Genomic DNA, 17203 nt, shown 5'->3' with positions numbered 1-17203 from the left:
TTAAATAGGCTTCATTGGGCGAGAGGCGAATAGCGTTCGACCATTCACGCTCAGCGGGTTAACGCCATCGAAGTTCTCGCAATACATTTGGAGCACATCACGCCTACCAGGAAGGAACCCGCCGTAATTAGCCCGAATAGGTTGAGTGGTTTGAACAACATTGGTGCAGGAGAACAGCGCATTGGCCAGGACATAGTCGCTGTAACTTCCCGTCCAACCCATCTGGGCCGACGAGGCGTAGTAGCTTGTCCCGGTAATGGGTGCGCCAGCGTTGACGAACGAATTGTTCGCAGGCTGACCGTTCAGCAATGCAAGATTGGCTGTCGTTACGAACGTGCGATTACCAGAGGCATCACGAACAGAGGCGCCGTATATATCGACTGCGGTGTTTGGCGTCATGTAGCTCGCACAGAACCACTTGATCATCATCGGATAAAGCGCAGTGTCGCCATGCGCCCCCTGGTGGTTGTATGCCTTGATGCGGAAGCCAGTCCAATTGCCCGGCGTCCCCGTCACAAAGAAGTTGCCAACCATCATGTAATTTTCGGCATTCAGGAAGATCAGCGGCCGCTCATAGGTGGTAATCGGCTGCGGAAAGGTCACGTTCCCATATTGGATCTGGTTCGCACTTCCCGGCCCCTGAAAGCCGATGTTCAAGCCTCCGCTGTAGCGAACCGTTAACACCTGGTTGACTGAGTCAATCTGGGTGCGGATGTTGTTATTGGAAGCCCGGATACCATAACTGCCCGGGGCGGCGAACGGCTCACCGCCCTGCGACAAGATCATTACCTGCCAAGTCAGAGTACCGGGCTGCCGTAGCTGCAGCTGACCCGGACTAGCCCATGCCGGCGGGGTGTAAGTGAGATCTGACCCGTTATACAGCGCATCAACTACCACGAAAGACGCGGCCTGGATTTCGGGTATCGAGATGTACTGGTCGAACCCTCCATTGCCGGCGACCTGCATCATTTTCAGCGACCGCACCGAAGTGACAGTCGTATCCAAGGTAATGGCTCCGACCGCATCCCGCGTCCGAAGCCCGTACAGATCAGCCATCAGGTAAGCCTCCCCACTGCCGTACGCTCGGTGCCATTGGCGTCATACACATAAAGGCCTCCGTTGTTGAGCAATGTCGAGCCGTTGGCATCCTGGCCTCGCAGCGTGAATGTGCCCGCTGCGAAGTTGATCTCCAGCAGCGGTAGGCCCTGGGCGTTCAGCGCAGCAGATCGAATGGTCATACCGGCCACAATTTGCTGGATGAACGCGGTATTGATCACCGCCTGGTTGATGAACACCTGTCCGCCTTCGACCACGAACGGCAGGATCGTCTGGCCATTCAGGTTGTCGATGATCGCCAGGCGCTGGGCCATCAGCAGGATCTCGCCCTCCTCCCCATTGCTGCCGATTGCGATGCCCGAGACGACCTTACGGCCGCCCTGGTTTGTCTCGACCTTCAGCGTGGTTTGAGCCGACACCCTGCCATTGATGTCAGCCATGACCTCGCTGACCTGTTGGACCGACGCATTGGTCTGTCCCATCTGCGCTTGGACCGTTTCGACCTGCCGTCCCATGGCGATGCCGTCCTCGATCCGGGCCGATTGCTCGGTCCAGACGCCCACCAGGCTGCCCGTAGAGCCGGCCATGCCGGAGCTGTCGCCCTCCATTTCTGGGTTCACCTGGACATACAGCCCATCCAGGCGCGAAGCCTGCGCGGTGATCGCCGTTCCTTGCTGGGTAACCGTAGCTTCAACGTTCGATACAGCCTGAGCCGTTGCAACCTCAGCCGAGGAAACGCGCCTTGCCACGATGTTGCACCACAGCGATCGACCAGTGCCGTCCGCCGGCTCCGTACGGGTTAAAAACCGTGCCGATACGGCGCCTGCCGGCGCAGTGATGCGCCCCGAGTAGGACTTGAATCCTGTCGCCGCAGCTGCCACCGAGAAGGCGTTGACGTAACCAAGGCTGGTACCGGCCTTGTCGTAGAACTGCATTTGAAACCGGGCTGTTTGGCCGGCCGTCATGTAGTTCGCCCAGAGATCGGCCGACAGATCGAACTGTTCGCCGGCAGCAGTCACTATGTTTGCCGCTATCCCACAGAAGCTGTTCGTGTAGAACGATACGCCCTTGCCGGCCGAGGGGTGCGCCGAGATGTTGGTTATCCGGGCGTCACCGCTCCAAGGGTCAACCAGGCCATCCTCGAAACTGCCACGCAGGATCAGGTTGTCAGGTTGCTGGCCGATGGACGCCTTGATCTGAGTGATCGAGGTGCCTTGGGCGGTCAGCGTGTTGCCTTGGTTGGTGACGGTGGTTTGCAACGCCTGCAGGACAGAGGCGTCAGCTTTGGAAGCAACTTGAGCGAGCGCGCTAGCGGCAGCAGCCGCGGCATCGGTGGCCACCTTGTCGGTAACCGCAACCCAGGCGGATCCGGTCCAGCGCTTCGGCGTGTTCGCCGCCCCCGTGGTATCGATCCACAGGTTCTGCGCCAGGCGCTTGTCCGTTGCCGGCTCGGTGCTACAGTAGATCACCTCCCCTTTGCCGCCGGCCTTGTCGGATGCCGCCTGGGCAGCCTGCTGCGCAGCCGTCACATTACCGTTTGTGGTCTGCAAGCTGCTGCTCAGGCCCAGGATGGCCGAGGCATTCGCCTCATCACCACTGATCCGGGCGGTACGCTCATCCACGACCGAGGCCACGGACGCCGAGGGTGCGATCTGGCCCAGGGCGATCCAGTCGATCTCGAACACATCACCCGCCACCGAGCTGAGCCACAGGTAAAACCTGGTGATCGTGCTGTCCGACCAGTCGGAGCCGCCGGCAGTCAGCTGCGACATATTCCACTCCAGCACCATGCTCTGGCCGACCGCCAGGCCCGGGTCCGGTATTACTTTGCGGTACGACGTGCTCGAGGCGTGGTTTGCTGTCGCGTAAGTGATCTGCCCGTTCCAGCCGGTACCAGCTCGACGAGTGATCCTGCAGCGAACGCGGTCATGATCGCGCCCGTTGATCGACACAACCGGGCTGTTGAGGTAGGCGCTGATGTCAGTGTTGGTGACGATCAAACGCCCGTTCTCCACAGCCAGGCTGCAGCGGGTGCCTGACCAGCCTTCTACGGTCGAAGCGAAGCTGTAGTTCAGGGCAGTATCGAACCCGCCAGACTCGGCCCGGATCGTTGCAACCTGAGCAGCCAGGGCCGCGTCCGCGTTGGTTCGCGCCGTGGTCTCATTGCTGATTGCCGACGAGTTGGCCGCGCTGCTGGCCACCACAGTGTCGATCCGCTGCCCCAGAGCCGTGTCCGCATTGGTGCGGGCGGTAATCTCCGACTGGATGGCAGCAGCGTTCCCCCCCGCCGAGGCAGTGACAGTATCAATGCGCTGACCCAGGGCGGCATCGGCCGATTGGCGAGTCTGCGCCTCGCTGGTGATGGCAGTGCCGCGCGCCTGGGCCTCGGCCAGCAGGCCTTGAGCACGCGCCGCCGCCTCTGCGTCGATCGCCTGGGTGCGTGCCGTTGCTTCCGCTGCCAATCGCTGTGCCACAGAGCCGTCCAGCGTTGGCGGGCCCGAGATCAGTTCGATCTCTTGCCTCAGCGCGGGCGCCAACTGACCACCCTCGATCTTGTCCTTCAGCGCATCGAGAATGTTCTCGACATCAGTCGATGTAGAGGCCACCACTTTCAGGAAGGCGCTCACCCCGTAGGCATTCTTCGAGCGAACGAAATAGGCATAGTTGGTGGCAAACGCCAGACCGGTGTGGGTCAGGGACAGGCCTTGGCCCAGGTATTCACCCTCGGTTGCCTGTGGGTTGGTCGAGAAGAAGTACTCGTAGGTGCCGCCATTCAGGCCATGCAGCGCGTTGCCCGGGATCAGCGTGATGGTGTCGATGGTCGCCTGCACTACGCACGATTCCGGGATCGGCGGACCGTCGATGCTCACGGTGATACTGGCCTCGCCAGAGCGGGTCAGCGGACCGAGAGCGGCCACACTCATGGTGTAACTACCAGACGGCAGGCCCGACAGTGGCAGCTTGAGCGCCGTAGCCGGTACCTGCTGGGCCTGCACTGCGGCCGCGCCTTGGCGAATCGTGATGGCGTAGCCCGTGACCACGCCGTAGGGCGCCGCCCAGGACAGCGTACCCTGTACCGACTCGGCATTGTCCTCGGTCGACCAGGCGAGTCCGGTGGGACTACCCAGACCGCCAGCCGGCAGTTTGATGAAGCCGATCGGATTGTACGGCTGGCCCACAGCGTCGTCGAAAATTGCCGGTTCGTTCTGGGCAACCGAGACGTTGCAGCCACTGTCGGCGCTCATCGACCAGTCGGTGACGATGAACTCGCCCACGATATTCAGGGACGGAAGGTTGACCTTCACCGAGCGGCCAGGGCGGCAGTTGTAGCCCATGAAGTTCATGGGGATCGACAAGGTTCCGCCTGCACGCCGGCGGCGCAGTTCGATGTTGGCCAGGCGCTGGGCCTGGTATGGGTTGCTGACGTAGGAGAACGACAGTGTTTCTGCTGCCTCACCGCCGTCGGCCACCACCCACTCGCTCACCGATACCTCGGGATAGTCCGTCTCGGCCCAGGCCTGCGCCGGGTCCACGAAAGTACCGCGCACGGTATTGATCGCCGAGTCGTTGGTCGGCTCGGTGCTGCCGGTGACGGTGCCGATCACCATGTCCTCAGTGATCTCGAAGTCGTACGGGCCGTAGTAGGCCCCGACCTGCAGCATCCAGCGACCGCCGACACGGATCAGCTTGCCACCGCATGCCGCCTCCAGCTTCTGCATCACCTGGGTGCGCGACTCGTCGGCGCCGATGACACAGCCGGAGCGGTATCGCGCCGAGGTGCTGCCGTCTGCGTTGGCCAGCATCTCATCGCACACGCTGGCACTGTTGGCGAAACTCGCGAACACGATCTCATCATCCGGCACGCCGCACCGGTTGCGCAGGAACCAGAGGATGTGAAGTGCGGTGTTTTCGCTGTAACCGGCGGTCCCGGTCCGAGGATCGTAGATATCCCGGCGCCCGCGAAGTACGAAGCGCACATCCGGAATGCCGGAGGGATACTTCTCGGCGCTGTACTTGAACGACAGCCGGACGAAAGACAGGCCTCGGCCAATCTGGGTGTCGCGCCAGTCCGGGCTGTTGGCTTTGAGGAAGGCATTCACCTGAGTCGGGTTGGTGACCAGTTCATAGGAGGCGTGCTCGCCGTAAGCCTGAACGACCTCCTCCCCCAGGAAGATGTCTTCCAAGCCATCGATCTCCCCCTCCGACAGCACGTAGACCATGTGCAACCATTCGCCGTCAGTCTGGTCACCGGGCTGCTCCTGCCCCCAAGCTAGAACGCCACCAGTGCTCACCCGGCCCAGCACGTACCGAGCAGCCGCCTTGGACGAACGCAGGGTCTGGCTGGAAGGCTCACTGGTGCGCAGTGAGCCGGTATCGAGCTTGTCCTGCTGCGATGCAACGTAGAACGCCATCGCTGCGCCCGCCAGCGCGCCCCAAGGCCCGCCCTGGATGAAGCCGATGGCCGCGCCGATAGCGACCTGGGCAACCTTCTTGACTGCTGAACTCATTCAACTCTCCACACCGTCAACGGTTCACACTCGATACGCCCGACCCCATCGGGGGACACCGACCAGAACTCATCCGCCCAGAACACCGCCACGCCTCGCCCGTTGGGACCGTCGTACAGGGCGATGTCGCCCCGCTGCAGCAGGCCTGGCTGGATGCGGACAAAGCAGGCATCCCAGGCGGCCTCCAGCGAGCCGTGCAGTTTCTTCAGCAGGCGCTTGGCTCCGGCCTCAGATGAATAGCGGCCCCGGTAGGCTTCGGCAGGATCGACACCGCACACCGCCTGGGCGCAGTCGGCTGCAAACAGGCAGCAGTCAAATTCGCCCCATGAAAAAGGCCGCTCGGTGGCGGCCTTGATCGTGTTGGCAAGCTGTGTCGTCCAATCGCGCTTTCGCATGGCTATGTCTCGTAGGTGAACTTCGGTGCGTCCTTGGAGGCACCCCAGTAGATGGGCCAGTCGGCGATTTGGGCGATGGCGAAGAAGAAGCGGTCGTCCTGCCGGCGAGCCCGGTGATTCTCGTCGGTCCAGCGCTCGGTACCGGTCCGGTTCCACTCGGCCATGCGATCGATGAGCGGGACCGTGATGCTGTTGCCCTCCTCGCCGTTGCCCGCGTAGGAGAACTTGGCGGCGTCCATGCGCCCACTGAACAGGATATCGGCGGCATAGCTACCGTCCTGGTCGAACACCACGAACATCAGCTTGCCGTTGCGCCCCCGGCACCCCTTCAGCGAGGTTTCAGTGATGATCTGGGCGTCCAGGCCGTTGAGCGTCAGGTCCACCGACATGGGCGAACCCGAGTTGCTGCTCTCCTGCGACTGGCCAACCTCCCCGAAGCTGCCGACGCCCTGATAGGTGATGCCACCGATCACCAGATCGCCGGTACCGGTATGCGCGAAGACCATCCCATCGGGGAAATCCAGCTGGCAGGCGTAAACGGCCATGAAGTTGCCCTTGGCGATGATGTCGACGACTGTCTGGCTGAACGGAAAAACACCGGTGGCCATCAGAATGCCTCCCGAAATTGCAGAGTCGAGTTCGAAACCACCGGCTGGGTGGTCCATTCGTTGGTGTCATCCATGCGGCGCATCTCGCAGTAGGGATTCTTGTACTCCACCGCACTGCCGACCGGGATCAGCTTGCGGATGCGCTTGTTCACCGCAATCACGGCTTTGCCAGCGGCGTCGGTGGAGGCGTGCTCCACCACCTCGAACATCTCCCCGCTGATGGTGATGAGATCGCCGCGGCTGAATACCGGCTGGCTGGGCAGCATGCCTTGCAGCTGCATGACGCTGGCCTGGGCATTGGCGACTGCCACCGTCGGCGTGCCGATGTTGTCCACCCGCACTCGGGTGAGGTACGGGATGTTTACCGTGCCGAACATCCCGTGCAGGCGGCCCAGCAGCGAGGTCAGTTCGCGTTCGTCCTCCTCATACAGAACGCCGAAATTCATGGTGCATTTCCAGTAGGAGCCAGGCTGAGCCACGATCTGCTGCGAATTTGACAGCGAAGAACTGAAGCCACGGTTGTTGTAGACGACACCCCAGGTGACCTCAGTGGGCTCCAGGTCCTCGGGCCATTCCTCCGCCATTGGGTCACTCCAAAGAGAAAGCCCGCCGAAGCGGGCCGAGCATAGTTACCGCCGCTGCAGCATCTGCCGCCCGGCGCCGTTGGTCTTGAAGTCACGCAGCATGAGCTCGTAGCCATCCCGCGCCCCCTGCTCGGCGGCACGCCGAACATCGGCCAGGGTGGCAGCGTTGGCCTGCCCTGACACCTGGATGTGCTGGGTGATGCCGCCAAAGGTAATCGAGGACTCTCCGCCACCTCCGCCAGCGCCAGCGGCCATGACGCCAAGGGAGCCATCCGGTCCCCGGTGAAGCGGCAGAATTGCTTCAGGCCCGGCCTCAGCGAAGATGCCCGCCCCCTTGGCGAAGGCGAACATCTGCGGGCTGTCGTACACCCCGCCGGAATAGGCCGACAAGCTTGGCGAATCGTAGACCCCGCCCTTTGCGTTCGCGACGAACGAGCCTTCGCTGAATCCGGTCATGGTGCCCTGCCCCAGCGCCGCCCCACCGCCGCCCAGGAAGCCGAACGCCGAACTGAGGAAGCCAGCGGCCGCCTGGCGCACCTGGATGCGAATCAGGTCCTCAATGATCGCGTCCGCGAAGTCCTTGAACGACGCCTTGCCGGTCTTGATGAACTGGACGATGCCGTCTTCGAGGTTGCTGAACGCATTGGTGAACAGCTCCTGCGTCTGGCCGGCTACATCGGCGGCGCTGTCGAGATAGTTTTCTAGGGCTGCTGTGGCACCGTTCGACCAGCTCGACTGCGCCTCATCGACCCGCTGGAAATAGTTCTGCTGGGCCGCGAGACGCTTGTTGAGCTCGTCGGCGAGGACCTGCGTTTCCTGCTGGTAGAGCTCCGGGCTGATCTGCCCGGTGTTGCGCTGCTCGTTCAGGGAGTTGAGGTCTTCCACGTACTTCTGGCGTAGCGCCAGGTCTGCCCGCATGCGATCGCGCGCTTTGTCACCTCTACCGATCCCGGCAAGGTCCTGGTCGTAGCCATTGACCGCAGTCTGAGTACCGGTGGCTTGAGCCGCCTTGAACGCACTGAGTTTCAGGGCGTCCTCGTTGGCCTTCTTGATCTTGTTGAGCGAATCGAGCTCGGCGGCCAGCTCCAGCAGGTGTTTTTGCTGGGCCTTCGACAGGTTGCCAAGCTTACCCTCCTGCAGTTCGAACGACAGCTTGGCGACCTCGGTGGCATCCTTCTGCTTATCGCCGGTAGTGTTGATCAGCTGAATTTGCCGCTTGTAGCCTTCCTCGGTGGACTCGAAGTCCTTTAGCTGTTTTTTGGCGGACTGCTCGGCTTCGGATGCGCCCTTTCGGCGTGCCTTGGTGGCATCGTCGTCAGCTTTCTTCTGTGCGTCCCTGGCCGCTGCAACCGAAAGGATTGCTGCCTTCTCGCTTTCAGTTAGGTCAACCCTTTCTGCGATGTAGCGCTTCGCGGCATCAGTGTTGGTCTTGTCCTGCGCCGAGGCCAGCTGCTTCAGTTGCTGATCGAGATACTTCTGGGTTTCCTGGGCTGTTGCTGCCCGAGCCGCTGCGTTCTGCCTTTCAGCCTTCGTATTCGCATCAGTTTCACCCGTCAGCTCAGCCATGGCCTGCTTGAGACGATTGATTACTTCTGCTTTCTCAGTCGCCGCACCGCCGCTTTCCTCCAGGGCATCGGCCATTTCTGCGGTGACGCCTGGAACCTCCCTGATACGATCAGCGACATCCTTCCAGTCGACAGCCATTCCGGCAGCCTGATCGGCCGAGGCTTTCTTCACGATGTCCATCGCCGCCTGGAACTCGGCCGGCAGCGGCGCGATGCCGCCCATGAACCCTGACGCGCCCGCCAATCCTGCATTGGTGAGGCTGCTCTGGAACTCGAATGCAATCGATCCGGCGGCAGTTGTCAGCTCGCTCTCTGCATCCTCGATCGAAGCTTTCAGCTCGCGCAGGGTAACGGACTGGGTGGCACGGTTTAGTTTGTTGAAACGCTCAACCAGCTTGTCAATTGGGTCGTTGAGATCGCCCAGCTTTTCCTCAAGGACGCTGGTGTTGTCACGCAGAGTGAGGAAGGCAGTTGCGGCACCGATTGCAAGGGCTGCTATACCAGCGGGCCCTCCAAGAACCCCCATGACCCCCAGAGAGGCGCGACTTACAGTTGCTTGGGCCGCCGCAACTGCGTTCGTTGCTCGCGTTTCAAGCATCCTCGCCTCAGCGAGTTGCAGCGACATCTGGGTCTGTACAGCAGTCCCACGCGCAGCAACGGCCTCTTTTTCGGCCAGAAAGACTGCTGTTTGAGCCTTCTGCTGCTCAGCCTGCGCGGCAAGCAAAACAGCAGTCGCCTGGGCCTTCCGTGCGATGGCGTCCGAGATAGCACTTTTGGTCGCTGCAAGTGAAGCTGCGGCACTACCGGCAAGGCTCCGAGCGTAGCCCGCAAGTGCACCCACAGCGACAACACCAGCGATGTTCGCCAGCGATTCGAAGTTGTCCCCGATGACGCTGATACCCTGAGCTAAAATCCCAGTTCCATCAGTGGTCTCGTTCAAGCGACCTATATAAACAGAGAAGGCGTTGCTGAGATTCTGCAGTGCATCACGTACCGCTACACCCATGCTGTCAGCCAGCTCACCGTTTGCCTGGGCCGACTTCTGCAAGCCTTCGGTGAGGATATCTAGACTGAGCTTGCCGTCTGCCCCGAGAGAGCGGATTTGCTCAGCGCTCTTACCGGTCGCTTTTGCTAGGGTGTCTACGATGGTTGGCATTGCCGCCAAAATCGACTGCCAACCATCGGCCTCGACCTTACCGGTCTGCAGCGCTTTGGAATATGCATCAATGGCAGAGGCTGCTTTGTCAGTACTGGCAGAGTTGGTAACAAGCAGGAAGCTGAAACTGTCCATCACATCCAGCGCTTCGCTGGTGTTGTACCCCATGGACTTCAGGCTGTCTGCCGTCCGGATGTACAGTTCCTGGGCTTCACTCAGGGGGCGATAAGTGCGTTTGGCTGTGTCTAGCAACCTGTCCTGCACCAGGTTGTATTCATTGACGCTGGAGGTCGCCAGCCCCATTCGATCCGACATCTGTGAGTAGGAGTCGGCAACATCGATAATGGAACGGACCGAGGCAGCGCCCACCGCCACGGCTAGAGCATTCTTGATTAGGGCGCCGGCGCTCTGAGCGCTTTCCCCTGCTCGATCAAAGCTCTCGTCAATTCGAGCAAGGCCGCGGTCTATCGCCGTGGCACCTTGAGCAACAGTGGACTCAGCTCTTGCGATTTCAGAGCGAAGCTGAGCAGTGGTCGCTTCAATACGGACCAGCATCCCCTGGATGTCTGAATCTGCCATGCCGATCTCCAGGCAATAAAAAGCCCGGCATCGCCGGGCTCAAGAACAATGAATGCGGGTATCAATCGAGCCTTCTATTGGCTCGGTTCGCGGCATCGGCAACTTTCCTAGCTCTCTTTTCGAGGCGCTCTTGTTGCTTTACCGGATCGCCCAGATATCGCAGCACAAGCGCTGCAATACCAAGAACGAGGGCAGCTCCGAGACAGAAGACAAAAAAAGCCGCTCCTCCGGCGACTACGACAGTCGCAATGACCCCCAACATCCAGGGAGCTATCAGGACAATGATTACTAGAAGCGCCAATAGGATAAGTAGCTGCATGGATCCATCCCCAAATCAAATCGGGGTATAGGATAACTCCCGTGCTCAACTCAAGCAGCCCTTCTGCCCGTTAGCGCCTGCCGCAGCTTCTCCGCCACCGTAGTAGGTTTCGGCTTCTCCTGCTGCTGCCCCGCCTTGCCGGAGCCAAAGGGATTTGTCATCTGCACCCACTCAATCCTGGCATCCATCGCCATGAACAGCTCGGGCAGTGGGGTACGCCAAGCGGTATCGGGTGACCACCCCAACCAGCCTGTGGCGATCGAGAACAGCCGGTCGACGTAACTTCCGTCTTCAACGGCGCTCACGCCGTCCCGGCTTGATCCTTTCCCTTGTCGACGCCGCGAGGGTTATAGAGCGCGACGATGTAGGCGTTGAGCTGCGTTGATACTTCGAGCACGCCCGCCTGCCAGACCTTCTCGGTCACATCTTCGGCAGCCTTGCCTTCCAGGCCTGCACCGGCGGCTAGGATGATCGCGCAGCCCTCCACGCTCAGGGCGTTAATCGTCTGAGAGGCGCCGCGCAGACCTCCAAAGCGGTTCTCGATTGCGCGAACGGCCTTGAGGGTGGGCTGCAGGGTGAATTCCTCGTCACCCAGCTTCACGGTGACGGTACCGTGCAACGTATTGTTCATGGATCAGGTCCTGTGTTGCCGGGGCCGAAGCCCCGGGTGTTATGGGGTGACCGGTGCCGGCAGCAGCTCGAGGATGTCGGAGTTGATGCCGATCGAGATGTTGCGGCGAACCACGTTGTCGGCTGCGCCAGGCGCCACGGTGTTGTTCATCACCTTCCCGCGGAAGTAGAACGTAGTCGGGTTGATCACCGGGGTAGCATCCGGGTCGCCGTCGTTGAGGGTGATCTTGATGTTGTAATCGCCCTTGCTGCGGTCCTTGTGGGCAGTCTTGACCGCGTTCTGGCCTGCATCGCCGTTGTCGAGGCCAACGGTGACGGTCAGGTCGCCGGCATCTGCGGTTCCCTTGTACTTGCGCACCCGGCCATCCTTGAGCGAGGTGAAGTTCACGCTGCTGAAGGTGTCACCGAACTCGCCAAGGTCCTCGATTTCGCCAACTTCGACGTAGGTGTCGGCCTTGTACTCGGTTTCGGTGTCCGCGCCGGTCTTGCCGCCGATAAAGAAGCGGCAGCCGGCGGCTGTGTTGAGGTTGTCGTCGGCCATGAGGGTTCCTCCAAAGGCACATTGGATAAAAGCCGCGGCGCGGCCGGTGGATGGTTCAGTGGGTGGTGATCACGCGGACGGTGATCGAACCCTGGTAAGTGATGCCGTCGGCGTCGCGCTGGGCATCGGCCTGCTCGACCCGGACGGAAACGGCGCGGCCCACCTCCAGCGGCAGCCGGCGCTCGTCCAGGGCGGCGATAACCTCGCCGTTGATACGCTTGACCTCGGCCTGGCCCACGGCATCGGACCAGACCGACAGGTACAGCAGGCGCGTTTCGCGTTTTCGACCAGAGATCGGGCTACTGTTGACCGAGACCTCCCGGTCGATCGACACGTACGGCATCGCCGCATTCAGCGGTGCACCGTCGTAGATCGGGCAGCTGACCTCGGTTTGAAGCCTGGCGAAGATAGCCTCCTGCAGCGCCAGCGATGGATCAGCCATTCCCTACCCCCTGGCTCGCCTTGCGTAGCGTGCGGCGGACAGCTTCCTCAAGGTCGGCCATGACGTACTCGCGGTTGACGTCCAGTGACGGCCGCAGCCACGGGTGAGCCGGCCTGGCGGGTATGTCCGGGTACTTACCGAAGAAGTGCTGCCCATCCGACTTGTTCTTGGTGTCGCGCTGACGGAACGCATTTCGGCGCCCTTTCAGCTTCGACTTGTCGCGGTTGTTGGTATGCACACCGCCAACCGCGTTGCGGTCTGCTCGCTGGTACATGCTGCCGGAATAGCCCTTGGTGCCATATTCGAGGAACCGCAGGTAGAAGAATCGGCGGTTATCCCGCTTGCCTCTGATTCCGACCTGGGCATCCAGCCCGCTGGGGGCGACGTACACCCGCAGGGCCGCCGACGCAGCGCCAGTGTCCTTCGGGATCAACTGCTGCTGGGTGGCCAGCACGCGTGCGGCCGCTTTGGCCATGGCCGGCTGCAGCTCGTTGTCCATCGTCTGGTGAATGTTGCGCAGCGTCCGGCGCAGCCGGATATCGCCGCGGATACTGGACCGGCGCGCCATGGCCTACTCCTTGGCCTGAACGGCTTTCGCTGGCTTTTCAGCCTTCTCGATGATTTCGACGGCATAACCGCGCACGATCAGGCCCTTGCCGTACGCCTCCTCCACATCGAAGATTTCACCCTTCTCGCGCTCGCCAGAGGCGCCGGTCAGTGGCCCCAGTGCTTGAATTTTCATGGTTCACCTCATGGGTTGGGGACGCTGGAGCACAGCAGCCGCAGCATGTCCCGTTCGTTGTTGAGCAGCGGTGCCTCGACCCGGTAAGTCATGCCAGTGCGTTTCTCGGTCAGTCGCCAGCCAGCGACGATGTCCGAGCGCGGCCGGACGCGGATCTCGGCGCTGATCACCGCCTGCAACTGCTCAGCGACGGGCGAAACCCTGCCGGTCGGAGTGGTGATTTCAGCCCAAACCTCACCCACCTGCACCCAGGTTTCAGTGGCGCCGCCGGAGCGGTTCTGCTCGCGGTGGGGCTTGAAGATCCGACAACGGTGGCGCATAGGTCCGGCTTTCATCAGAAGCGCTTCCTGTACCAGAGCAGTCTTTCGACGGCGAGCGGCATGGCCGTGGCGATGGTGCCCACAGCAACGGCCTCGCGGTTGGCGTACCAGTGGCCGACCAGCAGCAGGACGGCCTGCTCGACATCGCCGGTCAACCCCATTTCCTCAGGCTCAACCGGGTCGGTCTCTACCAGCTTGCGGTCGCAGTGCTGCTCGACATGGGCCTTAGCCGCCGCAACGTAGCCGCCGATCAAGGCATCTTCCTCGTTGCCGTCGACCCGCAGGTGCATTTTCACGGTGGCCAGCTCGAGCATTTACTTGGCCTCGGCTGCGGCTTTTTCTGCGGCAGCCTTCTCAGCAGCCGCTTTCTCGGCCGCTTCCTTTTCGGCGGCTTCCTTTTCAGCTTCCGCTTTTTCAGCTGCGGCTTTCTCAGCAGCAGCTTTCTCGGCAGCAGCCTTGTCTTCCTTGGGCGCCGCAGGCTTGGTTTCCTTCGGTTTGGTCACCCGGGGCTTGCCGCTGGCATCGACTTCCACGGCCAGGCCCTTGCCGATCAAGGTGTAGGCGTACTCGTCATCTGCCTCATCGAAGGTTTCACCAGCCTTGATCTTGTTCGAGGTGCCGCCCAACAGCGCGCCATTGCCGACAAAACCCCACAGAATCTTGATTTTCATGCTGCCTCCAGAAATGAAGAGGCCGGCGATATGCCGGCCTTCGGTGGGGTTAGGCGGTCGGGAAGCGCCCTTTCACCAAGGCTTCCTTACGGCGCACGCCAAGGCCCAGGCGCTCCTCGACCAGCAGAGCACGTTCGTTCTTGATGAACTGATCGTTGATCAAGCCCATCTTGAACAGGAACGACATGCGGTCGAAAAGCGTGGTGGAACGAGCGAAGTTGGCGGTCAGGAACTCGCCACCGTTGGTGCCGTCGCCCTCGTCCATGCTGTCCGAGGTGATCACCGGGCGACCCCAGAGGATAGGGGTGACCAGACCTTGCAGGTTGGCGAACAGGTAACGGTTCTCGCCGTCCTTCTGCAGCTCGATATTCATCCAGTCCAGTTCAGTCATCACCACGCCATCAGCCGACATCTGCGACTGCTTGCGCACCTGATAGATGGATCGGCGGACCAGGTCGATGGCGGTGTCACCGGCCTTGCTGAGGGCAGTGTTGTAGTTGGTGGCCTGGGTCATCAGGCCATTGAGGTTCTCGCCGGTACCGTCGCCCTTGAGGATCTGAGCCTCCTCCTCGAGCTTGAGGTCGTAGCGCAGCAGCTGCTGGAGATACGCGAACAGCTGCGGGACGTCGTCCAGCGCTTCATCGGTGACCGGCATCCAGACCGCGATCTTCTTCACGCGATCGGTCTCGGTGGTGAAGGTTACGTTGCTGGTTGGTTTCAGCCCGCCCTCGGCGACCGGCGCGGCGCCACGGGTGTGCAGGTTTTCGCGGAAGTAGGTGTAGTTCTGCCCCGAGACCGGCACGGCGGTCAGCAGGTCGCGAATGCGCAGCTCTTGGCGGATACCCGGCTGAATCACCGGGTCGAACTGCGGTGCCACGATGCCGGCGCTGGTGACCTTCATTTCCTTCATGCTGGCCAGATCGGACTTGGTGACGTCGAGCTCAGCCAGGGCACCACCTTTTTTCAGAGACTTATAACCGTCGTCGCCCTGAATGAGGTCGATGAAGCTCTTACCCTCGCCGGGCTGGCCTCGCAGTTTGACGCCCTTCTGCTCCAGATCCACGACCTGGTCGATGACTTTCTGCAGTTCGCCCTTCTGGTCTTCGATCTGCTTTTTCAGGTCAGTCGTGACCTGGTTGCCCTTTTGGACCTCATCCATGGCCGCATCGTACTTCTTCTGCAGGCCGTCGAAGCCGGTCTTCAGTTGCAGTTCCAGGGAATCCTTCAGTTCTTTCACTTCGCTCATGGCGACACTCCGAAATATTGGGTGAACAAGTTGGGAATTTCTTTCAGCTCATCCACGATCGCCGTGGCCTCGCTCCCGCCGTCACGGCGTAGCGCGGTGTAGCCGAGCGAAGCGACTGCCGCCGCTTCCTTCTGCGAGAGACCCATGCGTTCGCGCAGGGCCTTCTCGAAAAGCCTGATGTCCGACTTGACGCTGAGGACCTGGGCCTCGGGGTTCATGCCGAACGGTACGAAGGAGGCCTCCCAGAGTTCGGCCTCCTTGATGAGGCGCACGCGCCGGCCTGCGCGGTCCTCGAAATCTGCCTTGATGGTGTTGAAGCCGATCGACATGCTGTCGAGGATGTCGGCCTTCATGAGCTCGTAGGCGTCGCGGGCGTAGCTGACATTGAGGTTGACCTGGCCCTTCAGCAGGAGGCCGTGGTCGTCTTGGGTGTAGTCGGCGGCCCCCACCAGACGGGTCAGGTCGTGGTACAGGGCCAGCTTCAATTTGCCGTTGCGGGTGGCCTTCACCCGGGTGAAGGCGCCGGGCATGATTACGTCGTCGCCCAGGTCGACGTTGTTGAACACCGCTGCGTAGCCTTCGAAGTTGCCGGCTTCGTCTACGGCCTTGAGCTCGAACGGGACTTCAAGGTTCGCCATTTGTTTGCATCTCCCACCGGGTGACCCGGTTGTATTCGTCGCCTTCCAGGGGAGGCAGGTTTTCCTTGGTGCGGACTTCGTTGATGGTCATCCAGCCGGACCCGCCGGAGCCGCCAAGCGCCCTTCCGTAATACGTGGCCCGCCCAGCGCTATCGGCGCGCAACAGTCCCTCAACCGCAAACTCGGAAAAGCGCGAGACGGCGGTGAAAATCTTGTCGTTGAATTCGTCCTCCACCGCATCGATGAAGGGCTTAAGGCCGAAGGTGATGTAACCGGTGAGCTGCTGTTCGAGGTTCGAACCCATGATCGAGGTCTTGCCGGCGCGGTTGGCCAGCCACAGCGGCACACCGTAGATGCCCGCCAGGGCTTCTTCCTGGAACTGCTGCGACTCGATGAACTGCGCATCCTTCTGGCTAATGCCGGCCGGAACGATCTTCGGGTTACCTTGAAGGATCGCCATCTTGCCGATGTCGTCGGCGTCAGCCTTTCGAACGTCGGGGAATTTCTCCATCACCTGGGCCTGCTGGGCCTTGGTGAGGAACTGTTCGTAGATCACGTAGCCGCCGGTGAATCCACCTTTGCGCATGAATCGCGCCGACCACTGCTGGCCGGCCTTGGCCAGCCCCATGGTTTCCGCCTGATGCTCGATGGGCGACAGACCAACGATGCCGTCCAGGCTGAACAGCTTGAAATGCAGCATGTTCTCCGGCGATACCGGGAACCGATCACCCTTGCTGGGAGTTACCCAGTAGAGCAGGTCTTCGTCCGTATCAATGGTGACCGTCTTGCCGTCTAAGGGAACGATGCCGATCACATCGTTGTTCACGTTGCGTTCGATCAGCGCGAAGGCGTTGCCACGCAGGGCCATATTCACGACCACGAACTTGAGGAAGTTCAGCATGGTCATGTAGGGGTTTGGCTTACGCAGCAGCTTGGCGTAGCGGTCATTACCCGGAACCAGCGCCCGCTTGCCGTCCTTGTCCTCATACAGCTTGAGCGGCAAGCCGCTCAGCGATTCGGAAAGGATCTTGACGCAGGACCAGACCATGCTGATCGACAACGCCGTCTTGGCGGTGACCCTCACCCCCGCCTTGGTGCGCTTGCCGCCGACCTCAAGGTCAACCTCGACATAGTCGCCCGTGGTCGGGTCGGTGTAGCCGAAGAAACCCCAGGTCGAGGGGTTGTACCATTTGAATGCCATGG

19 protein-coding genes are annotated in these 17203 nt (G+C 61.3%); 1 reads left to right on the top strand and 18 read right to left on the bottom strand.

Translation table 11 applies throughout. From position 1 onward, the window contains the following. Genes CAF92_RS09185 through CAF92_RS09155 form a run of 6 tightly spaced genes read right to left on the bottom strand, consistent with a single transcriptional unit; the run spans nt 1 to nt 10451 of the window. Nucleotides 1–1056, bottom strand: a complete 1056-nt coding sequence (locus CAF92_RS09185; protein ID WP_085600413.1) for a hypothetical protein — start codon at nt 1054–1056, stop codon at nt 1–3. Further along, nucleotides 1056–5564: a DUF1983 domain-containing protein gene (locus CAF92_RS27620; protein WP_256573710.1), complete on the bottom strand. Its 4509-nt coding sequence runs from the start codon at nt 5562–5564 to the stop codon at nt 1056–1058. The genes CAF92_RS09185 and CAF92_RS27620 overlap by 1 nt, the downstream gene beginning before the upstream one ends. Further along, entirely contained in the window at nt 5561–5959 is a 399-nt protein-coding gene (locus CAF92_RS09170) for a hypothetical protein (protein WP_085600411.1), read from the bottom strand. The genes CAF92_RS27620 and CAF92_RS09170 overlap by 4 nt, the downstream gene beginning before the upstream one ends. 2 nt (nt 5960–5961) lie before the next feature. After that, nucleotides 5962–6567, bottom strand: coding sequence for a hypothetical protein (locus tag CAF92_RS09165; RefSeq protein ID WP_015271414.1), 606 nt, complete (start codon nt 6565–6567; stop codon nt 5962–5964). Beyond that, a complete protein-coding gene (locus CAF92_RS09160; RefSeq protein ID WP_085600409.1) occupies nt 6567–7151 on the bottom strand; it encodes a hypothetical protein in 585 nt (194 codons plus the stop codon). The genes CAF92_RS09165 and CAF92_RS09160 overlap by 1 nt, the downstream gene beginning before the upstream one ends. 45 nt (nt 7152–7196) lie before the next feature. Beyond that, nucleotides 7197–10451: a phage tail tape measure protein gene (locus CAF92_RS09155; RefSeq protein ID WP_085600407.1), complete on the bottom strand. Its 3255-nt coding sequence runs from the start codon at nt 10449–10451 to the stop codon at nt 7197–7199. 52 nt (nt 10452–10503) lie between these two features. Between CAF92_RS09155 and CAF92_RS09150 the strand changes: the two genes are divergently transcribed. Continuing rightward, nucleotides 10504–10743 (top strand): hypothetical protein, encoded by a 240-nt coding sequence (locus CAF92_RS09150; protein WP_085600405.1) that lies wholly within the window; start codon nt 10504–10506, stop codon nt 10741–10743. Between the two features lie 77 nt (nt 10744–10820). Here CAF92_RS09150 and CAF92_RS09145 read toward each other — a convergent pair whose 3' ends face one another. The 12 genes from CAF92_RS09145 to CAF92_RS09095 are packed head-to-tail and all read right to left on the bottom strand — an operon-like array spanning nt 10821 to nt 17201. Beyond that, entirely contained in the window at nt 10821–11030 is a 210-nt protein-coding gene (locus tag CAF92_RS09145) for a hypothetical protein (protein WP_085600513.1), read from the bottom strand. A 41-nt stretch (nt 11031–11071) separates the two neighbouring features. Further along, nucleotides 11072–11401 (bottom strand): hypothetical protein, encoded by a 330-nt coding sequence (locus CAF92_RS09140; RefSeq protein WP_085600403.1) that lies wholly within the window; start codon nt 11399–11401, stop codon nt 11072–11074. Between the two features lie 39 nt (nt 11402–11440). Further along, a complete protein-coding gene (locus CAF92_RS09135) occupies nt 11441–11941 on the bottom strand; it encodes a hypothetical protein (RefSeq protein WP_085600401.1) in 501 nt (166 codons plus the stop codon). 55 nt (nt 11942–11996) lie between these two features. Then, entirely contained in the window at nt 11997–12383 is a 387-nt protein-coding gene (locus CAF92_RS09130) for a DUF3168 domain-containing protein (RefSeq protein ID WP_085600399.1), read from the bottom strand. Beyond that, on the bottom strand, nt 12376–12951 hold the full coding sequence (locus CAF92_RS09125) for an HK97-gp10 family putative phage morphogenesis protein (protein WP_085600397.1): 576 nt from the start codon (nt 12949–12951) through the stop codon (nt 12376–12378). The genes CAF92_RS09130 and CAF92_RS09125 overlap by 8 nt, the downstream gene beginning before the upstream one ends. A 3-nt stretch (nt 12952–12954) precedes the next feature. Continuing rightward, the gene (locus tag CAF92_RS27440; protein WP_178081772.1) at nt 12955–13125 is read right to left on the bottom strand and encodes a hypothetical protein; all 171 of its coding nucleotides are present in this window, start codon (nt 13123–13125) and stop codon (nt 12955–12957) included. Between the two features lie 8 nt (nt 13126–13133). Then, entirely contained in the window at nt 13134–13460 is a 327-nt protein-coding gene (locus CAF92_RS09120; RefSeq protein ID WP_085600395.1) for a phage head closure protein, read from the bottom strand. Next, nucleotides 13460–13759, bottom strand: coding sequence for a head-tail connector protein (locus CAF92_RS09115; protein ID WP_085600393.1), 300 nt, complete (start codon nt 13757–13759; stop codon nt 13460–13462). The genes CAF92_RS09120 and CAF92_RS09115 overlap by 1 nt, the downstream gene beginning before the upstream one ends. After that, complete coding sequence (locus CAF92_RS09110; RefSeq protein ID WP_085600391.1) at nt 13760–14116, bottom strand: hypothetical protein; 357 nt, start codon at nt 14114–14116, stop codon at nt 13760–13762. A 49-nt stretch (nt 14117–14165) separates the two neighbouring features. Then, nucleotides 14166–15362, bottom strand: coding sequence for a phage major capsid protein (locus CAF92_RS09105; RefSeq protein ID WP_085600389.1), 1197 nt, complete (start codon nt 15360–15362; stop codon nt 14166–14168). Beyond that, nucleotides 15359–16000, bottom strand: a complete 642-nt coding sequence (locus CAF92_RS09100; RefSeq protein ID WP_015271426.1) for an HK97 family phage prohead protease — start codon at nt 15998–16000, stop codon at nt 15359–15361. The genes CAF92_RS09105 and CAF92_RS09100 overlap by 4 nt, the downstream gene beginning before the upstream one ends. Continuing rightward, nucleotides 15987–17201, bottom strand: a complete 1215-nt coding sequence (locus CAF92_RS09095) for a phage portal protein (RefSeq protein ID WP_085600387.1) — start codon at nt 17199–17201, stop codon at nt 15987–15989. The genes CAF92_RS09100 and CAF92_RS09095 overlap by 14 nt, the downstream gene beginning before the upstream one ends. Nucleotides 17202–17203: the final 2 nt, after the last annotated feature.

Source organism: Pseudomonas sp. B10(2017) (assembly GCF_002113295.1).
Lineage (GTDB): Bacteria > Pseudomonadota > Gammaproteobacteria > Pseudomonadales > Pseudomonadaceae > Aquipseudomonas > Aquipseudomonas pudica.
This window is presented reverse-complemented; position numbering and strand designations above follow the sequence as displayed.